At 72.5% G+C, this 15,916-nt stretch carries 17 protein-coding genes; 7 read left to right on the plus strand and 10 right to left on the minus strand.

Annotated elements, in window-relative coordinates; translation table 11 throughout:
- Positions 1 to 36: 36 nt before the first annotated feature.
- Both ABZT87_RS00085 and ABZT87_RS00090 read right to left on the minus strand, forming a co-directional pair.
- Positions 37 to 624 (minus strand): helix-turn-helix transcriptional regulator, encoded by a 588-nt coding sequence (locus tag ABZT87_RS00085; protein ID WP_354859569.1) that lies wholly within the window; start codon positions 622 to 624, stop codon positions 37 to 39.
- Positions 603 to 1,106 carry a sigma-70 family RNA polymerase sigma factor gene (locus ABZT87_RS00090; protein ID WP_354859572.1) on the minus strand — a complete coding sequence of 168 codons (504 nt, stop codon included), beginning with the start codon at positions 1,104 to 1,106 and terminating at the stop codon, positions 603 to 605. The genes ABZT87_RS00085 and ABZT87_RS00090 overlap by 22 nt, the downstream gene beginning before the upstream one ends.
- A 261-nt stretch (positions 1,107 to 1,367) precedes the next feature.
- Between ABZT87_RS00090 and ABZT87_RS00095 the strand changes: the two genes are divergently transcribed.
- Positions 1,368 to 2,381, plus strand: coding sequence for a potassium channel family protein (locus ABZT87_RS00095; protein WP_354859575.1), 1,014 nt, complete (start codon positions 1,368 to 1,370; stop codon positions 2,379 to 2,381).
- Positions 2,382 to 2,391: 10 nt separating this feature from the next.
- Here ABZT87_RS00095 and ABZT87_RS00100 read toward each other — a convergent pair whose 3' ends face one another.
- A complete protein-coding gene (locus ABZT87_RS00100; RefSeq protein ID WP_355132619.1) occupies positions 2,392 to 2,871 on the minus strand; it encodes a MarR family winged helix-turn-helix transcriptional regulator in 480 nt (159 codons plus the stop codon).
- 82 nt (positions 2,872 to 2,953) lie between these two features.
- Here ABZT87_RS00100 and ABZT87_RS00105 point away from each other — a divergent pair, with 82 nt between their 5' ends.
- The gene (locus ABZT87_RS00105; RefSeq protein ID WP_354859580.1) at positions 2,954 to 3,598 is read left to right on the plus strand and encodes an NAD(P)H-dependent oxidoreductase; all 645 of its coding nucleotides are present in this window, start codon (positions 2,954 to 2,956) and stop codon (positions 3,596 to 3,598) included.
- A gap of 71 nt (positions 3,599 to 3,669) precedes the next feature.
- Here the strand turns inward: ABZT87_RS00105 and ABZT87_RS00110 are convergent, their stop codons facing one another.
- From ABZT87_RS00110 to ABZT87_RS00120, 3 genes are all read right to left on the minus strand, one after another.
- On the minus strand, positions 3,670 to 4,704 hold the full coding sequence (locus ABZT87_RS00110; RefSeq protein WP_354855969.1) for a 2-oxoacid:ferredoxin oxidoreductase subunit beta: 1,035 nt from the start codon (positions 4,702 to 4,704) through the stop codon (positions 3,670 to 3,672).
- Positions 4,697 to 6,544: a 2-oxoacid:acceptor oxidoreductase subunit alpha gene (locus ABZT87_RS00115; protein ID WP_355066715.1), complete on the minus strand. Its 1,848-nt coding sequence runs from the start codon at positions 6,542 to 6,544 to the stop codon at positions 4,697 to 4,699. Before ABZT87_RS00115 ends, ABZT87_RS00110 begins: the two co-directional genes overlap by 8 nt.
- 313 nt (positions 6,545 to 6,857) lie before the next feature.
- Positions 6,858 to 8,312 carry a hypothetical protein gene (locus ABZT87_RS00120; protein WP_355132621.1) on the minus strand — a complete coding sequence of 485 codons (1,455 nt, stop codon included), beginning with the start codon at positions 8,310 to 8,312 and terminating at the stop codon, positions 6,858 to 6,860.
- A 127-nt stretch (positions 8,313 to 8,439) separates the two neighbouring features.
- Here ABZT87_RS00120 and ndhC point away from each other — a divergent pair, with 127 nt between their 5' ends.
- Positions 8,440 to 8,817 (plus strand): NADH-quinone oxidoreductase subunit A, encoded by a 378-nt coding sequence (gene ndhC / locus ABZT87_RS00125; RefSeq protein WP_354855966.1) that lies wholly within the window; start codon positions 8,440 to 8,442, stop codon positions 8,815 to 8,817.
- A gap of 70 nt (positions 8,818 to 8,887) precedes the next feature.
- On the opposite strand, the gene folP is transcribed toward ndhC, so the two are convergent.
- Entirely contained in the window at positions 8,888 to 9,757 is an 870-nt protein-coding gene (folP, locus tag ABZT87_RS00130; RefSeq protein WP_355132623.1) for a dihydropteroate synthase, read from the minus strand.
- Positions 9,758 to 9,908: 151 nt separating this feature from the next.
- On the opposite strand from folP, the gene ABZT87_RS00135 reads away from it, so the two are divergent.
- Complete coding sequence (locus tag ABZT87_RS00135; protein WP_355132625.1) at positions 9,909 to 10,619, plus strand: DivIVA domain-containing protein; 711 nt, start codon at positions 9,909 to 9,911, stop codon at positions 10,617 to 10,619.
- Entirely contained in the window at positions 10,616 to 11,113 is a 498-nt protein-coding gene (locus tag ABZT87_RS00140; protein ID WP_354855963.1) for an SRPBCC family protein, read from the plus strand. The genes ABZT87_RS00135 and ABZT87_RS00140 overlap by 4 nt, the downstream gene beginning before the upstream one ends.
- Here the strand turns inward: ABZT87_RS00140 and ABZT87_RS00145 are convergent.
- A complete protein-coding gene (locus ABZT87_RS00145; RefSeq protein WP_355132627.1) occupies positions 11,058 to 11,951 on the minus strand; it encodes a sterol desaturase family protein in 894 nt (297 codons plus the stop codon). The two genes, ABZT87_RS00140 and ABZT87_RS00145, sit on opposite strands and share 56 nt — an antisense overlap.
- Positions 11,952 to 12,089: 138 nt before the next feature.
- On the opposite strand from ABZT87_RS00145, the gene ABZT87_RS00150 reads away from it, so the two are divergent.
- The gene (locus ABZT87_RS00150) at positions 12,090 to 12,659 is read left to right on the plus strand and encodes a DNA-3-methyladenine glycosylase I (protein WP_355132629.1); all 570 of its coding nucleotides are present in this window, start codon (positions 12,090 to 12,092) and stop codon (positions 12,657 to 12,659) included.
- Between the two features lie 25 nt (positions 12,660 to 12,684).
- Positions 12,685 to 13,308 carry a hypothetical protein gene (locus tag ABZT87_RS00155; protein ID WP_355132631.1) on the plus strand — a complete coding sequence of 208 codons (624 nt, stop codon included), beginning with the start codon at positions 12,685 to 12,687 and terminating at the stop codon, positions 13,306 to 13,308.
- Here ABZT87_RS00155 and ABZT87_RS00160 read toward each other — a convergent pair.
- Together ABZT87_RS00160 and ABZT87_RS00165 are read right to left on the minus strand one after the other, a co-directional pair.
- A complete protein-coding gene (locus tag ABZT87_RS00160) occupies positions 13,305 to 14,546 on the minus strand; it encodes a DUF1501 domain-containing protein (protein ID WP_355132633.1) in 1,242 nt (413 codons plus the stop codon). The two genes, ABZT87_RS00155 and ABZT87_RS00160, sit on opposite strands and share 4 nt — an antisense overlap.
- A gap of 16 nt (positions 14,547 to 14,562) precedes the next feature.
- On the minus strand, positions 14,563 to 15,861 hold the full coding sequence (locus ABZT87_RS00165) for a DUF1800 domain-containing protein (protein ID WP_355132636.1): 1,299 nt from the start codon (positions 15,859 to 15,861) through the stop codon (positions 14,563 to 14,565).
- Positions 15,862 to 15,916 lie beyond the last annotated feature (55 nt).

Here is a 15,916-nt window from a genome sequence, read left to right on the forward strand (position 1 = left end):
GGCGGCAGATCCGCCCAGGGCAGAACCCCGGCCGGCCTACACGAGGGTCAGTCGCCGCCGGCCCGCCCGGGCCCGGCGGCAGGCCAGCATCTTGGAGGTACGCGGACCGGGGCGCCCGGCCGACGTGGAGGCGATCAGCCGAACCCGCAGCCCCGCTCCTTGGACGGTCGACCCGACGGGCGAGGCTGGACCGCCGACGTGCAGGATCGGCCCGCCCAGCCGCAGCACCGGCCCGGCCGGCTGCCCTACGGGGGCCGGGGCGGCGGCCACGGGTGGCGTCGCCCCACCCGGCTGGAAGCCGATCCGCAACGCGGGGCCGGTCTCGTTGCGTGCCGAGGGCGCCTGCTCCAGCCGGGCCAGGGCGGCCCGGGGCGCGGCGGGAATGCGACGCTCGACCCGGCGCAGGTCGTCGCGGGCCTGTTCGAGCAGGTCGGAAAGGCGGATGCCGAGTGCCCGGCAGATCGCCGCGAGCACCTCCGACGAGGCTTCCTTGCGGCCCCGCTCGACCTCGGACAGGTAGGGCACGGAGACCCCGGCGGACGCGGCCACCTCGCGCAGCGTGCGGCCCTGGCTCTGGCGCAGCCGGCGCAGCACCCCGCCGATCACTCGTCGCAGCAACGACATGCGGACCTCACTCTCGCGGTCGTCGTCGGAGGAACACCCCCCATCATGCCGGTTGTCGGACCCGTCGGCGGTCCCGAGCGGGCCCGCGCCGCCGTCCAGCGCGGGCCCGGCTCGTCACTGACCGTCTGGCTCTTGACGGTCCCCGTCGAGCAACTCATGGCCTGGGCGGTCTCCTCGACGCTCAGATCCTGGAAGTACCGCATGACCAGCACCGCGCGTTGGCGCGGCGGTACCTGCCGCAACGCACCGACCAGGGTGATCCGGTCGGTCGGGTCGACCGTGGTCGTCGACACCTCGGGCAGGGCGGCGCCGAGCCGGACCCGCGCCCAGCGCGACCGCCGCTCGTCGATCAGCCGCCGCAGCAGCATGGTGCGGACGAGCGCATCCAGGTGGTCGGCCTGCCGCGCTCGCGCCCAGGAGCGGTACAACTCGGTGAGCACGCGCTGCAGGATGTCGTCGCCCCGGTCCCAGTCCCCGCACATCAGGTAGGCGGTCCTTCGCCACTGGACCATCCTGGACTGGACATACTCGGTGTATTCGTCGTCGGCCTCGGTTCGCCGTCTGCCGCTCGTCACGAGGGTTGCGCCCCCTCCGTCTGCCGGCCTGCACCGGTTCGTTGTTGTCGCCCGATAGTCGTGTGCGGGGGCCGGTGCGGTTGTCCGCTGCGCGACCCGGGCGTGCGACGTGCGGCGTACCCGCTATGTTGTGGTCGTGCAGGCGACGGCGGCGGAGCAGGTTCGACGGTGATCCATTTTCCCGCGCAGCGCCGGGGCCCGCTGAGCGCGCTGAGCCTCCGGCTCGCGGCCGCCCTGGGCCTGGTCTTCGCCGTGGTGGCGGCGGTCTACCTGGACCGGGACGGCTATCGCGACGTCAACGAGGACGGCCTCACCCTGCTCGACTGCTTCTACTACGCGGTCGTCTCGCTCTCCACGACCGGCTACGGGGACATCACCCCGGCCGCGCCGTCGGCCCGGCTGGTCAACGTCCTGTTCGTCACCCCAGCCCGGATTGTCTTCCTGATCATCCTGGTCGGCACCACCCTGGAAGTTCTGACCGAGCAGTACCGGACCGGCCGTCGCCTGTCGCGGTGGAGGAGAACCGTGAAGGACCACGTCATCATCTGCGGCTACGGCACCAAGGGCCGCAGTGCGGTCAACGCCCTGATGGAGAACGGCCTGGACCGGTCGAGGATCGTGGTGGTGGAGCGCAGCAGCGCCGCCCTGCGGCAGGCCACGTCGGCCGGGCTGGTGGCGATCGAGGGGTCGGCGACCCGGTCGTCCGTGCTGAACGAGGCGCACGTGCGCAACGCGAAGGCAGTGATCATCGCGACCGACAGTGACGATGCCTCGGTGCTTGTGGCGCTGACCGTACGGCAGCTCACCGCCGGGCAGGTCCGGATCATCGCGGCGGCGCGGGAGGCGGAGAACGCCCCGCTGCTCAAGCAGAGCGGCGCGCACCATGTGATCGTCTCCTCGGCGACCGCTGGCCGTCTGCTCGGCCTGTCCACCTCGGCGCCGCCACTGATCGACGTGGTGGAGGACCTGCTCACGCCGGGGCAGGGCATGGCGCTGGCGATGCGCTCGGCCGAGCGGGACGAGGTGGGCCGCTCGCCGCGTGAGCTGGATTCACTGGTGATCGCCCTGGTCCGGCGGGGCAAGGTGGTCACCCTGGCCGACCGGGCCGGTGCGGTGATCGAGACCGGCGACATGCTGGTGCACGTCCGCGACGACCGACCGCAGTCCACGGCGACGGTCTGACGCTGGTGCGTCAGCAGGCGTCGGGCTCCCCGATGAGCGCTTCGCCGCAGCTGATCGGTGTCGTGGTGGCGGCACGCCTGAGCAGCTCGTAGAGCGTCTCCCGTTCGGCTGGCTCCAGCGCCCCCAGCACCTCGTCTTCGGCGCTCGCGAGAGCGCATTCCGCCTCGTTGAGGCGTTTCGCACCGTCTTCGGTGAGTTCGACGACGTGTCGTCGGCGGTCCTGCGGTGACCGTCGGCGCTCGACCAGGTCTCTCGCTTCGAGGTCGTTGAGCAGCCCGACGATGTTGGTGCTGTCCATCTCGAGGGTGGTGGCGAGCGCCTGCTGACTGGTGCCGCCGCCCGCGCGCAACACCGTGAGCGCGACCAGGTGTCGGGGCCGCAGGCCCAGGGGAGCGAGCACCGACTCCGCCCGCAGTCGCATCCGCCGCGCCAGGTGGTCCAGCAGGGGGCCCGAGCGGTGCTCCGTCGGATCCAGCGGCAGGGCGGACATGTGACCCAGTCTACCGAGGCGACGGAACATCTGCCTGCTATAAATAGTTGGCGCTACACAGACGATCCTTGGAGGGGGAATCATGAACCTGCTACATATCGATTCGAGCATCCGGGGTGACTGGTCGGTCAGTCGGCGGCTCACCGCCCGTGCCGCCGCGGCCTGGCGCGCGGCACACCCCGACGGCACGGTGACCTACCGCGACCTGGGTGCCGAGCCGCTGCCGCACCTGGACTCGGCAGGCGGGCTGGCGCGGATGACGCCGCCGGACCAGCACACTCCGGCCCAGCGCGAGTCGTGGGAGCTCAGCGAGCGGCTGATCGACGAGGTGAAGCAGGCCGACGTGGTGCTGCTCGGGCTGCCGCTCTACAACTACGGCGCGCCCAGCAGCGTGAAGTCCTGGGTCGATCACCTGATCGTTGCCGGCCTCACCTACGACCCGACGACGCAGGAGGGCCTGCTCGGTGGCCGCGAGTTCGTGGTGCTGGCCACCCGGGGTGGCGGCTACGGCGAGGGCACCCCGCGGCACGGCTGGGACCACGCGGAGCAGTGGCTCCCGCACGGTCTGTCGATGACCGGTCTGGAGCCGCGTTTCATCAGCACCGAGCTGACCCTGGCACCCTCGGTGCCGGCGATGGCCGAGCTGATCCCGCTGCACGAGGCGAGCCTCGCGGCGACCGAGAAGGAGATCGACAACCTCTGGCTGCCGGCCTCCGCCCAGCGCTGAGGCGGCACCGGTACGAACGAGAGCGGCCGTCCCCGTATCGGGGACGGCCGCTCTCGTTCAGCTAGGACGGGTCAGAGGATCGTCCAGGTGTCGCCGCTGCCCAACAGGCCGGCGAGCTGCTTCTCGGGGGTCTCGGTGACCGTCGCCTTGGCTGCCGCGAGCTGGCCCTGGACCACGCTGTCGTAGGACGGCCGGTCCACGGACCGGAACACCCCGATCGGGGTGTTGCGCAGGTCCAGGCCGGGCAGCCGGGACAGCGCGAAGGCGTACGCCGGGTCGGTCACCGTCGCGTCGTGCACGACGATCTCCTCCGGGCGGACCGAGCCGGTCTCCCGGACCTCCAGGCCGAACGCGCCCGGCGGATGCACCACGCAGAACTGCCCGTCCGCGCCGAAGGTGATCGGCTGCCCGTGCTCCAGGCGGATCAGGTAGTCGTCGCGGGTGGATGGGTCCTTGAGCTGGTCGAACGCCCCGTCGTTGAAGATGTTGCAGTTCTGGTAGATCTCCACGAACGCCGAACCCTCGTGCTCGGCGGCGGCGCGCAGCACCGACTGCAGGTGCTTGCGGTCGGAGTCGATGGTGCGACCGACGAAGCTGGCCTCCGCGCCGAGGGCGAGCGAGAGCGGGTTGAACGGCGCATCGGCCGAGCCGGCCGGCGTCGACTTGGTGACCTTGCCGACCTCGGAGGTGGGCGAGTACTGGCCCTTGGTCAGGCCGTAGATCCGGTTGTTGAACAGCAGGATCTTGAGGTTGACGTTGCGCCGTAGCGCGTGGATCAGGTGGTTGCCGCCGATGGACAGCGCGTCACCGTCACCGGTGACCACCCACACCGACAGGTCCGGCCGCGACACCGACAGGCCGGTCGCGATCGCCGGGGCCCGACCATGGATCGAGTGCATCCCGTAGGTGTTCATGTAGTACGGGAAACGCGACGAGCAGCCGATCCCCGAGACGAACACGGTCCGCTCGCGAGGGATGTTCAACTCCGGCATGAACTGCTGGATGGCCGCCAGGATCGCGTAGTCACCACACCCGGGGCACCAGCGCACCTCCTGGTCGGACTTGAAGTCCTTCGCGGTGAGCTTCAGGGCGACAGGCTCAGACATTCTTCAGGACCTCTTCCAGCGTCGTCTCCAGCTCGGCGGCCGTGAACGGCAGACCGCGGACCTGGTTGTAGCTGATCGCGTCGACCAGGTAGCGGGCCCGGATGACGTGGGCCAGCTGACCCAGGTTCATCTCCGGGATGACGACCTTGTCGTAGGAGCGCAGCACCTCGCCGAGGTTGGCCGGCATCGGGGCGAGGTGCCGCAGGTGCGCCTGGGCGATGGACAGCCCGCGCTGGCGCACCCCGCGGCAGGCGGCACCGATCGGGCCGTACGTCGAGCCCCAGCCCAGGACCAGCACCCGGGCGTCGCCGTCCGGGTCCTCCACCTCGATGTCCGGCACCGGGATCGTCTCGATGCGGGCCGCCCGGGTGCGCACCATGAAATCGTGGTTCGCCGGGTCGTACGAGATGTCACCGGTCTTGTCGGCCTTCTCCAGCCCACCGATGCGGTGCTCCAGCCCCGCAGTGCCGGGAATCGCCCACGGCCGGGCCAGGGTCTCCGGATCGCGCAGGTACGGCAGGAAGGTGGTGCCGTCCTCGCCGTTGGGCTTGGTGGCGAACTCGACCCGCAGGTCGGGCAGCGACTCGACGTCGGGCAGCAGCCACGGCTCGGAGCCGTTGGCCACGTAGTTGTCCGACAACAGGATCACCGGCGTGCGGTAGGTCAACGCGATCCGCGCCGCCTCCAACGCCGCGAAGAAACAGTCCGACGGCGACTTCGGCGCGATCACCGCGACCGGCGCCTCGCCGTGCCGACCGAACAACGCCATGTTGAGGTCGGCCTGTTCGGTCTTGGTCGGCATGCCCGTCGACGGCCCGGCGCGCTGCACGTCCACGATCACCAGCGGCAGCTCCAGCGCCACCGCCAGGGAGATCGTCTCGCTCTTGAGCGCCACACCCGGACCGCTGGTGGTGGTGACGCCCAGCGACCCGCCGTACGACGCGCCCAGCGCCGCGCCGACCGCCGCGATCTCGTCCTCCGCCTGCATGGTCAGCACGCCGAAGCGCTTGTGCTTGCTCAGCTCGTGCAGGATGTCCGACGCCGGAGTGATCGGGTACGCCCCGAGGAAGACCGGCAGCCCGGAGCGGACCCCGGCGGCGACCAGGCCCAGCGAGAGCGCGGCGTTGCCGGTGATGTTGCGATACGTGCCCGGCTGCATCTTCGCCGGCTTGACCTCGTAGCGGACCGCGAAATCCTCGGTGGTCTCGCCGAAGTTCCAGCCGGCCTTGAAGGCGGCCACGTTCGCGGCCACCAGCTCGGGGCGGGCCGCGAACTTGCGCTCCAGGAAGCGCAGGGTCGACTCGTACGGCCGGGAGTACATCCAGGAGAGCAGACCGAGGGCGAACATGTTCTTCGAACGCTCGGCGTCCTTCTTGGACACCTCGTGCGCGGCGAGCGCCCCGACCGTCATCGACGTCAGCGCCACCGGGTGCACCACGTAGCCGGCCAACGAGTCGTCGTCCAGCGGGCTGGTCTGGTAGCCGACCTTGGCCAGGTTGCGCCGGGTGAACTCGTCGGTGTTGACGATGATGTCCGCGCCGCGCGGCAGGTCGGCCAGGTTGGCCTTGAGCGCGGCCGGGTTCATCGCCACCAGCACGTTGGGCGCGTCGCCCGGCGTGAGGATGTCGTAGTCGGCGAAGTGCACCTGGAAGCTCGACACACCGGGCAGGGTGCCGGCGGGGGCCCGGATCTCGGCGGGGAAGTTCGGCAGCGTGGAGATGTCGTTGCCGAGCTGCGCCGTCTCCGAGGTGAACCGGTCGCCGGTCAACTGCATGCCGTCGCCGGAGTCACCGGCGAACCGGATGACCACCCGGTCGAGTTGACGGATCTGCTTGGTCACTGTGCCACCTTCGTTCGCTGCGCGCGGTCGCGCGGCCGGCTGAACATCATGGTGACCTCGCCTTGCCCGGCCACGGGACCTCCTTGACGCAACGCTGCACCGCACCGCCCCAGGCTGGTCCGGTCCGCTGTCGTTCCTCACCGAGAGCCTACGTCGAACGGACCCCCGACCCTCCCCGGAGGTCCGCCGACTGAGACCCGATCAACGTGATATTCGCCCGTGATTGCGGGGTTTCGCCCCGCCCGCCGTAATTCAGATCACCGTCCCCGGCCGGCCGCGACCCCGGTCGGGGACGGCCAGGGTCGTCGATCGGTCAGTCGGTGGGCGGAGCCGTGGGCTCGGCCGTCGGCTCGCCGAGGCGGCGGCGCAGCGAGGTGGTCGCCAGCGTGAGGGCCAGCACCACCAGCAGCGCGGAGACCGCGATCAGGATGACCGCGGTGCGCTGCACCGAGGTCATGCCGCCGTCGTCGTCGGTGGTGGCGCCCGCCGGGAGTACGCCCTGGGAGCCGGTCGGCGCGGGCGGCGAGACGACCGGCGTGGCCAGCGCGGCCGCAGCGGTGATGCGGAAGCTCATCTGCACCCGCCGGGTCGCGCCGTTGCGCGGGTCGAGTTGACCGATCACCGCTCCGGACAGCGGCGCCTCCCGCTGGGCCTGCGGGGTCGCCTCCACCGGCAGCCGCAGCTCGCGGGTCTCGCCGGCCGACAGCAGACCCCCGTCGCACCGGGTGCGGGACGCCTCGACCGGCAGGCAACCCGCCGGTGGGGTCGGCACGCTCACCCCGGCCGGCAGGATCACCTCCACCAGGCCGGCGGCGTCGACCGTGCCGGTGTTGACCAGCCGCACCGCGAGGGTGCTCGCCGCGCCGCTGATGTCGAACGCGACCTCGTCGGCGGCCAGCGAGATCCCGGGCACCGGCGGGCCGGGCGGGAACAGCACCGCGAAGCCCTGGTCGTCGGCCACCTCGCCGGACACCCCCGGCGCGTCCGCGACGACCTGCACGGAGCCGCTGAGCGGCATCCGCTCCCAGGCGTTGCCGGCGACCCGCAGCCGGATCAGGCTGCTGAACCGGACGCCCGCCTCGGCCGTCCAGGCCCCGCAGTGGTACGCGCCACCGCCCGCGGCGACGCACCCCTTCGTCCCGGCGTCGGTCAGCCCGGCCGGCAGGGTGTACGAGAGCCGGACCCGCTGCGCGGCGGTGCCGGTGTTCGCCACGGTGACCCGCAGCGTGGTGGTGGTGCTGGCGGCGTTCCAGTACGCCTCGGGCAGGGTGACGTCCTCGGTGGTCACCTGCACGCCGAGCGGGCTCGGCGCCGCCGGCGGGGTGCCACCCGGCGCGGGCGGGCGAACCGGGGGCACCGGGGGAGCCGGCGGCCCGGGCGTCGGCGGCCGGGTGCTGCCCCCCGGCGCGGGAGCGGTGGTGGTCGGCGGCGGCGGCACGTTCGGCGCGGTGGTCTGCGGAGGCGCCGGCGGCGTCGTCGCCGGCGGTGGCGCGGTGGTCTCCGGGGCCGGGTTGGTCGGCACGGGATCGCCGCCCGGATCCTGGGTCGGGGTGGGCTCCTGGGCCGGAGTGGTCTCCGGGTCCGGATCGGGTTCGGGCGCCGACTCCGTCACGGCGGCGATCGGGTGGATGCGCGGCACCGCCGCGCTGGCGAGGGCCGGAGCGGCCGCGAGCGCCGCGAGCAGCCCGAGCGCGAGCGAGGCCGCCAGCAGGGGCGTGGGAGGCCGCCCCACAACCCGGCGTTCGGGCGATACCTTCACGCGGGCCATCTGTCCTCCGGTGCCATGGGTGGAAGTCCAATGTTGGTAACAGTTGCCACAGTGCACTAGTCCCACCTGGAAACAAATCCGTAACGTGTTTGGGACGGCCTGTCCGGGTGGGCGGTAGGCTCCCGATGTGACCGGTTACCTGGGCTCGTACGCGACGCTCGGGCTCTTGCTGCTCGCCAGTGTCCTGTTCTTTGTGACGGCGTTCTCGGCCAACCGGGTGTTACGTCCCGCCCGTCCGGCTGAGCCGTTCGGCAAGCGGACCAGCTACGAGTGCGGGCTCGACCCGGTCGGCGCCGACTGGGCGCAGATGCAGATCCGCTACTACGTGTACGCCTATCTGTACGTACTGTTCGCGGTCGAGGCGGTGTTTCTCTTCCCGTGGGCGGTGGTCTTCGACCGACCGGGCTTCGGCCTGGTCACGGTGGTGGAGATGGCGGTGTTCGTGGCGGTGCTCGCCCTCGGCATCCTCTACGCCTGGCGTAGGAACATCCTGCGCTGGACCTGAGCGCCCCGACCTCCGGCGATCGTGCCGCTCCGCCGACCGTTCACGTCGGTTGCCGCACCGACCGGACGACTCAGGCCAGACCCCGCCGGGTCGCCGCGGGCGGACGGTCGCCGCGGATCGAGGCGACCATGTCCAGCACCCGACGCGTGGGCCCGACCTGGTGGGCCCGGAACACCCGAGCGCCCAACCAGGCGGAGACCGCCGTCGCGGCGAGCGTGCCCTCCAGCCGCTCGGCCACCGGCAGGTCCAGCGTCTCGCCGACGAAGTCCTTGTTGGAGAGCGCCACCAGCACCGGCCAGCCGGTCGCGGTCAGCTCGTCCAGCCGGCGGGTGATCTCCAGGGAGTGCCGGGTGTTCTTGCCGAAGTCGTGCGCCGGGTCGATGAGAATGCCGTCGGGGCGTACCCCGGTCGCCACCGCGCGCTCGGCGAGCCCGGTCACCGTCTCGACCACGTCGGCGACCACGTCGTCGAAGGCTGCCCGGTGCGGCCGGGTCCGGGGGACCAGCCCGCCGGCGTGCGAGCAGACCAGGCCGGCGCCGGTGCTCGCCGCGACCCGGGCGAGCGCCGGGTCGGCGCCCGACCAGGTGTCGTTGAGCAGGTCCGCACCCGCCGCCACGGCCTCCGTCGCCACCTCGGCACGCCAGGTGTCGATGGAGATCACCACCTCCGGGAACGCGGCCCGTACGGCGGCGATGGTGTCCACCGTGCGCCGGATCTCCTCGGCCACGTCCACCTCGGTGCCCGGCCCCGCCTTGACCCCGCCGATGTCGATGATCGCCGCGCCCTCGTCGACCGCCCGCTCGACGGCGCGCAGCGCGCTGTCGGCGGCGAAGGTGGCGCCCCGGTCGAAGAACGAGTCCGGTGTGCGGTTGACGATGGCCATCACCACCAGCTCACCCGGGGCGAACGCCCGCCCACCAAGCCGAAGTGCCCCGGCCATGACGCCTCCCGACTGTCCGCACCGTCGCCGCCGCTCCGGCCGCTACCGACGCTAGCCGGTCGGTCGGCCGGTGCGCGGGGCGGGCGTGGGCGTGGATCGCGATCGGGGTGGTGGGGTCGCTCCCAGCCGGCTGTCGTGCCACGATCAGTGCATGGGTCAGCTTCTGCTCCTCCTGGTCGTGGCGTTGACCGTCGCGGCGGTGGTTTTCGGCGTGACGGTGTTGGTCAGTGGCCGGGATCCCGGCCTCGCGCCGACCGAACCGGATTCGCAGGCCATCCCGCTGCCGGGCACCCGGCCACTGCGGGAATCCGACGTGGGCGCGGTCCGGTTCGACACCGGGTTGCGCGGGTACCGGATGGCCCAGGTCGACCAGGCGATGCGCCGTGCGGCCTACGACATCGGCTACAAGTCCGAGCTGATCGGCGTCCTGGAGGCGGAGGTCATCGCGTTGCGCGAGGGCCGCACCGACGACGCGGACGTGCTGCGCCAGGCCCGCGAGCAAGCCGCCGGGGCGGTGCCGGGCGCGACCACGGCGGAGTCGGATGCGGAGGTGTCGCCGGCCGACGCCCTGCCCGCTCCCACCTCCTCGGCGGCCGACTCCGACGGCGTGGCACCGGCCGACGGCGAGCCGACCGCTCACAGGCCGACCGATAGCGCGCCGACCGCGCACAAGCCGACCGACAGCGAGCCGACCGCGCACAAGCCGACCGACAGCGAGCCGACCGCTCACAAGCTGGCAGCCGGCGATTCGACCGACCGCACGCCGACCGACGGCGATCGGACGGCTGACGAGCCGGCCGAGGACGAGCTGGCCGGTGGGGTCGGGCAGCACGGCGCGGTGGTCCGGTCGGAGTCGGCGTGACCGGTCCGGAGGGCGCCGACGATCTTCAGGAGGCGGCGCAACCCGGCGCCGGTGAGGTGACCGCCACGGTCATCGTCAACGCCCCGGCGGCCCGGGTCTTCGCCGCGTTGCTCGCCTGGGAACGGCAGTCGGACTGGATCCCGTTCACCCAGGTGCGGGTCGTCGAGGGCGACGGGCGCGAGGGCAGCCGGATCGAGGCGGTGACCGCGCTCGGCCGGGCGACGCTGCGCGACGAGATGCGGGTGGTCCGGGTCGACGAGCCGTACGAGATCGGCGTGGTGCACCACGGCCAGGTGCTGCGCGGCCCGGGTGTCCTGCGCTGCACCGCACTCGGCCAGGCCCGCACCCAGGTCGTCTGGCACGAGTGGTTCCATCTGCCGGGCGGCCGGGCCGGCCGGCTGGCGTGGCCGGTGCTCTGGCCCGGCTCCAAGCTGGGCCTCACCCAGGCGCTGAAGAGGTTCGGCCGTCTGGTCGAGCAGGGCCGACTGCCCTGACCACGCCCGGTGCCGGCTGCCAGCCCGGCGCTCGGAGGAGATGCCCCACGCGGTGCCGCCACGTCACGGCGGCGCGCAGGTCCCGGGCGATCGAGAGGTACTCGTGGAAGGCCACCCGCACCGGGTTGTAGCTGCCCACGTTCTTGGTCAGACCGTAGACGCAGCGCTCCCGTTCGGCCGCGAACGAGCCGAACAGCCGGTCCCAGACGATCAGAATGCCCCCGAAGTTGCGGTCCAGGTAGCCGCCCTGGGAAGCGTGGTGGACCCGATGGTGCGACGGGGTGTTGAAGACGAACTCGTACCAGCGCGGCATCTTCTCGATGCGCTCGGTGTGGATCCAGAACTGGTAGAGCAGGTTGACCGAGCCGCAGAACGCGACGACCGCCGGGTGTACGCCGGCCAGGATCAGCGGGATGTAGAAAACCCAGCTGGTCAGCCCGGTCCACGGCTGCCGGAGCGCGGTGGAGAGGTTGAACCGCTGCGACGAGTGGTGCACCACGTGCGAGGCCCAGAGGATCCGGATGACGTGGTGGCCCCGGTGTGACCAGTAGTAGCAGAAGTCCTGCGCCAGCAGGATCAGCGGCCAACTCCACCAGAGGGCGGCGATCCGCAGCGGGGTGAGCGCGTAGAGCAGCGCGTACGCGGCGGCGATCGGCACCTTCCAGAGCAGGTCAGTGAAGACGCTGCCGAGCCCCATCGCCAGGCTCGTCGCGGTGTCCGCGCCGCCGTAGCCGACCTCGTCGTCGTCGCGGTGCAGCAGGTAGGAGACCCGTTCCAACACGATGAGCAGCAGGAAGGCCGGGATCGACCAGGCGATGACGTCCGGAAATTCCTTCATCGCGCCGCCTCCACTCGCCGTCGTCGGCCGGGGACGCCCCGCTGGGTGACCCTGACCTACCGGTCGGTAACAAGCACGATAGGCAGCGAAGTGGCCGGTGGCAATGGGCTGTCGGTGCGATGGCCTAGCGTGTGCGACGTGAGTGACCTGGTGATCGGCGCCGACGGGCTGGCCCGCTGCGCCTGGGGGGCGAGCACCCCGGACTACGTCGTCTACCACGACACCGAGTGGGGGCGGCCGCTGCGCGGCGACGACGCGCTCTACGAGCGGATGACCCTGGAGGCGTTCCAGTCAGGCCTGTCCTGGCTGACCATCCTGCGCAAACGCCCGGCGTTCCGGTTGGCCTTCGACGAGTTCCACATCGCCACCGTGGCCGACTACGGCGAGGCCGACGTGACCCGGCTGCTCGCCGACGCCGGCATCGTCCGCAACCGGGCCAAGATCGAGGCGGCGATCGCCAACGCCCGCGCCGCGCTGGAGCTGCCCGAGGGGCTCTCCACGCTGCTCTGGTCATTCGCGCCGGAGCGCCGGCCGGCCCGCCCCGCCTCGTTCGCCGAGCTGGCGCCGATCACTGGGGAGTCGACGGCGATGGCCAAGGCACTCAAGAAGCGCGGCTTCCGGTTCGTCGGCCCGACCACCGCGTACGCCCTCATGCAGGCCACCGGGATGGTCGACGATCACATCGTCGGCTGTCACGTCACCCGCTGAACGGCGGCGTGATGGGATGGCAGGCATGACGACCGAGACCGCGTACCGGGCCGGTGCGGCCGGCAACGCCGACGGGCCGGGCACCTGGGCCGTGCTGCTGCCCCCGGAGCGTTACGAGGCCGAGCGGCTCGTGCACCACGACTCGCTGGAGCTGACCGGGCTGACCGACGTCGGGCGTCCCGGCCCCGGCGACCGGGTGGCGGTGCTGGCCGATGCGCCGCCGCGACTGGTGGCCCTCGGCCGGGTCACGGCGCCGACGCAGCGGCACTCCGAGGATCCGGACGATCCGCAGTCCGACGTCGAGCCGGGGACGCTCGTCGTGACGTACACCCGGCGGGCCTTCGACGAGCCGGTGCCGACCGACCTGCTCACCCTCGACGGGCCGGTCACCGCACTGGAGCCGGCCGCCTTCCGGGCGTTGGCCGACCAGCTCGGCCCGCCCCCGGCACGGCGCACCTGGCTGGTCAGCCTCGACCTGCCGATCGAGGCCGGCACGCCGGCCGAGGCGGTGCGCCTGTTCTGGTCGTACGTGCAGGAGTTGGGGCCGCGCGAGCTGCCGGCCTTCGTGTCACCGGCCGGCGACGAACTGGCCATGCAGGCGTTCGTGCTGGGCGCGGAGGCCAACCAGGACCCGGAAGAAGACGACTAGAACAGCTTGTCGAGTCGCCCCCGCCAGTCGGCCAGCACCGGGCCCGGGTCGGTGTCCAACACCCGCTCCAGCAGCGTGGCGTAGACGTCCCGGAAGTCGGTGGTGTATTTCAGGTCGCCGTCGTCGAGGTCGGTGAGGCTGGGCGCGTCCCCGTGCCAGCCGCCGCGCACCCCCGCGCCGAGCAGCAGCATGTCGGAGGCGGTGCCGTGGTCGGTGCCGTCCGAGGCGTTGGCCCGGACCCGACGGCCGAACTCGGAGTAGACCGCCACCACCACCTTCCGGCCCGCCTCGCTGCGACTCATCCGGTCGGCGAACGCGGTCAACGCCCGGTCCAGCTGCCCCAGCAGGACGGCCTGCAACTGCTTCTCGTCGGCGTGCGTGTCGAAGCCGCCCAGCGACACCGAGAAGACCCGGGTGGACACGTTCGCCTCCACACACTGCGCGACCAGGTCCAGTTGCGCGTCCAGCGGGGTTCGTGCCCCGCCGGTGGCCGTGGCGGGCGCCTGCTCGCCGTCCGGGTCGTCCGCCTCCGCGGCGGCGGAGTCGCGTACCTGGCGGATCATCTCGTCCACCGACCGCAGGTCGGCGAAGCAGGCGGCGGCACGGCCCCGGGCCGCCGACTCGCCCGCCTCGGCGGCGGAGAACGCCTTCAGCGTCTCCGCCGACAGCCCCTTGGCGGCCTTGCGGTCGGTCACCGGCACGGCGGCGCCCGCGCTGTGCGCCCCGGCCAGCAGCGGCGGCAGCGCCGGCTCGAACGAGACGGCCAGCCGGGGGTCGCCGCCCGCCCCGTCCAGCCAGCGGCCGAGCCAACCGGTGTTGCCCGGCCGGTCCGGCTGCGCCGTGTGCCAGATGTCCATCGACCGGAAGTGGCTGCGGTCCGGCTTCGGGTAGCCGACCCCGCGCACGATCGCGAGCCCGCCGCCCGACCAGCGCTGGTGCAGCCCGGCCAGCGCCGGGTTGAGGGCGAAATCGTCGTCCAGCCGCCGCACTTCGCCGTCGGGGTACGCCAGCTCCGGGCGGGCCGCCCGGTAGGCCGGGTCGCCGTACGGGATGACGGTGTTCAGGCCGTCGTTGCCGCCGTAGAGGGTGACCAGCACCAGCGTGCGCGACTGCGGATCACGGTCTCCGGCGGTGTCCAGCAGGTCCCGCAGGCCGTACGCGCCGGCGCCGGCGGCCAGCGCGCCCGCGCCGACCACCCCGCTGGTGAGCAGGAACTTGCGTCGGGTCAGGGTGTCCACTTCTCGACTCCTCCGCTCAGCTGACGGTGTATTCGGGGCTGACCAGGCCGGCGGCCAGCAGCTTGCGCGGCTCGCCGGCCAACGGTGTGAGGGCGGCCCGGGTCCGGGCGCCCCAGCCGTCGACGACCAGCAGCCGGGCCAGAGCGTCCGGCCGGCCGGCGACGGGCGCGGCGGTCAGCCGGGCCAGCACCGCCGGGGTGGCCGCGGTGGCCAGCATCCCGGCCATCCGCAGCCGGGCCTGCAACGACGAGGTGGTCAGCCACGCGGCGCCGGCCGGCCAGCCGCCCACGCTGGGCGGCCGCAGCGGCACCTGGTCCAGCGCGTTCAGGCCGGAGAGCAGTTGTTTGCGCTGCTGCTCCGGCAGGGCGGAGGGCCGGACGCCGAGCTGTCGCAGCGCGCCGACCATCCACTCCACCGGCTGCTTCACGAGGGTGCCCCGGGTCTGGGCGAAGGCCGGCGACGAGAACAGCGTGCGCAGGGTGGCGACGGTGTCCGCGCCGGCCAGGCCGTCCGGGGCCGGGACGTCGGTGCCGGCGTAGCGGAACCAGAGCCGCCCGGCCACGAACGTCGCCGCCGCCGGCTGGGCGGCCAGCAGCCCGGCGTACGCCTCGGCGTCGAAGCGGCCGGTCTGTCCCAGGATCGTCTTCTCCCCGGGGTCGTGCCGTTTGGCCTCGAGACGGGCGACGCCGGTGCGCCGGTCCACCACCCAGCCGGTCAACGCCCGCGCGCCCGCCTTCACGTCGGCCTCGGTGTAGGCGCCGATGCCGAGGGTGAACAGCTCCATCAGCTCGCGCGCCAGGTTCTCGTTCGGCGCCTTGCGGGTGTTCTTCTGCCCGTCCAGCCAGATGATCAGGGCCGGGTCGCGCACCATCGCGGCGACCAGCGGGGCCAGCGGCCCGCGCCCGTGGCGGCGCAGTGTCTCCAACTGGCCCAGCATCACCCGCGCCGACTTGACCTTCTGCGCGCTGGTCGCCCAGTGCCCGTGCCAGAAGAAGAGCAGCTTCTCGGTCAGCCCGTCCTCGGCGGCGACCATCCGGTCCAGCCACCAGAGGGTCAGCTGCTGGAGCTGCTCCCGGCGCTGGGCGTTGGCCTTCTGCCGCTGCTCGCGAGTGGATTCCTTGGTCAGCGCGGCGTACGGGTCCGCCGGCAGCGTCGGCTGCGGGGTGGCCGCGGCGCCCCGGTCGGCTCGCCCGGGGGCGAGCAGGTTGTCCAGGGTCGCCGCCGGCCCGGCCCGCTCGGCCGCGTCCACCTCGTCGGCGGTCGGCCCGAAGGTGGCCCGACGCAGCAGGTGCGCCACCGCTTCACGATCGCTCATGCGGTCCGACGCTAGGCGGCCCGCGTACGAGGACGGTAAGGGCGGGGTGCGAATC

The sequence above is a fragment of the Micromonospora sp. NPDC005237 genome, assembly GCF_040607775.1.
GTDB lineage: Bacteria > Actinomycetota > Actinomycetes > Mycobacteriales > Micromonosporaceae > Micromonospora.

Coding starts and splice junctions, on each gene's coding strand:
- ABZT87_RS00085 (WP_354859569.1), bottom strand. CDS start 624: ATGTCGTTGCTGCGACGAGTGATCGGCGGGGTGCTGCGCCGGCTGCGC.
- ABZT87_RS00090 (WP_354859572.1), bottom strand. CDS start 1,106: ATGTGCGGGGACTGGGACCGGGGCGACGACATCCTGCAGCGCGTGCTC.
- ABZT87_RS00100 (WP_355132619.1), bottom strand. CDS start 2,871: ATGTCCGCCCTGCCGCTGGATCCGACGGAGCACCGCTCGGGCCCCCTG.
- ABZT87_RS00105 (WP_354859580.1), top strand. CDS start 2,954: ATGAACCTGCTACATATCGATTCGAGCATCCGGGGTGACTGGTCGGTC.
- ABZT87_RS00110 (WP_354855969.1), bottom strand. CDS start 4,704: ATGTCTGAGCCTGTCGCCCTGAAGCTCACCGCGAAGGACTTCAAGTCC.
- ABZT87_RS00120 (WP_355132621.1), bottom strand. CDS start 8,312: ATGGCCCGCGTGAAGGTATCGCCCGAACGCCGGGTTGTGGGGCGGCCT.
- folP (WP_355132623.1), bottom strand. CDS start 9,757: ATGGCCGGGGCACTTCGGCTTGGTGGGCGGGCGTTCGCCCCGGGTGAG.
- ABZT87_RS00135 (WP_355132625.1), top strand. CDS start 9,909: ATGGGTCAGCTTCTGCTCCTCCTGGTCGTGGCGTTGACCGTCGCGGCG.
- ABZT87_RS00145 (WP_355132627.1), bottom strand. CDS start 11,951: ATGAAGGAATTTCCGGACGTCATCGCCTGGTCGATCCCGGCCTTCCTG.
- ABZT87_RS00155 (WP_355132631.1), top strand. CDS start 12,685: ATGACGACCGAGACCGCGTACCGGGCCGGTGCGGCCGGCAACGCCGAC.
- ABZT87_RS00165 (WP_355132636.1), bottom strand. CDS start 15,861: ATGAGCGATCGTGAAGCGGTGGCGCACCTGCTGCGTCGGGCCACCTTC.